The organism is Candidatus Zixiibacteriota bacterium (assembly GCA_040752815.1).
Taxonomy (GTDB): Bacteria; Zixibacteria; MSB-5A5; order GN15; family FEB-12; genus JAGGTI01.
Map to the genome: position 1 here is coordinate 1 of JBFMGC010000102.1, position 2,260 is coordinate 2,260.

1 protein-coding gene is annotated in these 2,260 nt (G+C 57.8%); it reads right to left on the reverse strand.

All coding sequences use genetic code 11. From position 1 onward, the window contains the following. Positions 1-564 precede the first annotated feature (564 nt). Positions 565-2,260 (reverse strand): sulfatase-like hydrolase/transferase (locus AB1772_13260; protein MEW5797308.1); only part of this gene is annotated, 1,696 nt, incomplete at its 5' end.

Sequence of the window (2,260 nt, forward strand, 5' to 3'; positions counted from 1 at the left end):
CGCTGAGGATTGAGTGACGTGTGTCCAGAACCTGCTAGAACCTGCATGCATGCTCGATGCATTAAGGTTGGCGAGTGACCCGGGCCAATGGATGCGGAATAGAGGTCCGGGTACACACTTGACGACAGGTGCCGATTACTTTGCGTTTTGCATCCGAGCTTGCAAGAATCTTAGACACCAGCCCGCCAGCGAAGAGTGCAAGATTATTGCCGGCCAAAGCCCTATGCCATTCAGTCCGAAACCGAAATACGCATGCATCATGACCGCAGTAGCTGCCACATTGTACACAAGCATCGCAGCGACGAGCGTGTAACCGTCCCGGCGTGCGAGCCAGCAAGCCGATCCAAGGGAAAGCAGAGCCGCGCCTGCAACGTGCGCTGCGACCAAGGCTGTCGGCGTGTCGAGTGAGCCACCGAGAAGTAGGGCAACGACCGGCTCCGGTACGACGAGCAGCGACACGCCCGTGGCAAACTCGATCACCGCGCTTACGACGAGAAGGCTCACGGTCACCGCTGGCACCTCGCGACACGCACGGTCCAATCAAGTCGATGACAAAGCCGCACCCTACTTGACGTCAATCGTCACCCTGTCAATCGTTCCATTGAACTGGCCATGAAGCGAGCCATAGTCTTCCACGACGGGCGTGGCGCCATCCAGGCCGACATCAGCGGTCTCGTCGAGAGAGAAAAGGAAAGCTTGGGTGCGCTCAATCCGCCCGGTCGCGACTTGGCGGCCATCGACTGAAAGTGTGCCAGTCCCACCCTTGCCCATGCCGCCGCCGTCATAGGCAAATTCGAACCGAATATTGGCCTTTCCGGCTCGAAGTGCCTCAGCCCCGGCGATGGTCATGTGTTGAAGACCAAGATAGTTGTAGGTGTATGTCGGCTTACCGTCCTTCAGATACAGGCTCCAGCCACCAAACCGCCCACCCTGCGCCAGGATCACTCCATTACCGCCCGCGGGTACATTGACGTCCGCGGCAATGACCTTCGACTTGTTCTTGACGTTGATGAACGCATTCTCGCCGAGATCCCGCATGCCGCTGCGAAGCGTCAGCGATGTGCGTCCAGCCATCAGGTCGGGCCGGCCGGCAATCGCCGGATTGAGACGTTCGAAGCTGCGATCGTCGATAGGTAGAACATGATTCTCGGAAGCAACTTTCATGAATTCTCTTTGCATTTCCCTCAGCTTGCCCGGGTTCGTTTTGGACAGATCGTTGACCAAACTGAAATCCTTGCTGGTATCATAGAGCTGCCAGACATCATTCTGCAGCGTCACGATCGGTTCGCGGCCCCACGGCGTTTTGTGAATTACTCGAGCGAACCAACCGTCCTTGTACAAGGCGCGGTTGCCGGCCATCTCGAAGTATTGCGTCGTATGCCGGTCGCGCGCCTTGGAATTGCCAAAAGTGTAGATGAGGCTTGTGCCTTGGATAGGCACTTGTGCGACCCCATTGACGAACTTCGGCTGCGGCAGACCGGTCGCCTCCAGGATGGTCGGTACGACGTCGATGACATGCGAAAACTGGCTGCGGACTTCACCCTTGCCCTTGAAGCGCTTGGGCCAGTGCACAACCATGCCATTGCGGGTGCCGCCGAAATCGGACGCCACCTGCTTGGCCCAGGTAAACGGCGTGTCGCCTGCGATGGCCCAGCCAATAGCCATGTGGGGGTAGGTCGTCGGTCCGCCCCATTCATCGTAGCGCTTCAGCATGTCCTGAACCGATTCAGGCACGCCATTGAGAGAGCTGTATTCGTTAAACGTCCCATCCGGACCACCTTCAGCACTGGTACCGTTATCACCCGCGATATAAAAGATCAGCGTATTGTCGAGCTGGCCAATTTCACGCAGTGAATCGATCAAGCGGCCAATTTCGGTGTCGGCATATTCAGAAAATGCTGCAAAGGTTTCCATCTGCCGGGCAGAGAGCCGCTTTTCGTCGGCCGACAGCGTATCCCAGTCTTTGACACCGGCTGGCTTGGGCGCCAGCTTGGTGCCCGAGGGAACTACGCCGAGCTTGATCTGGCGCGCAAGCGTCTCCTCGCGCAGTTTGTCCCAGCCCTGATCGAACTTGCCCTTGTATTTGGCGATCCACTCTTTCGGGACATGATGCGGCGCGTGTGTGGCACCCGGCGCGAAATACATGAAGAACGGCTTGCTCGGCGTGAGCGCCTGTTGAAAATTGACCCACTCGATGGCCTTGTTGGTCATGTCGGTCATGAAGTTGTAGTTCGGATCGTTCGGCACCTCGACCGGCACC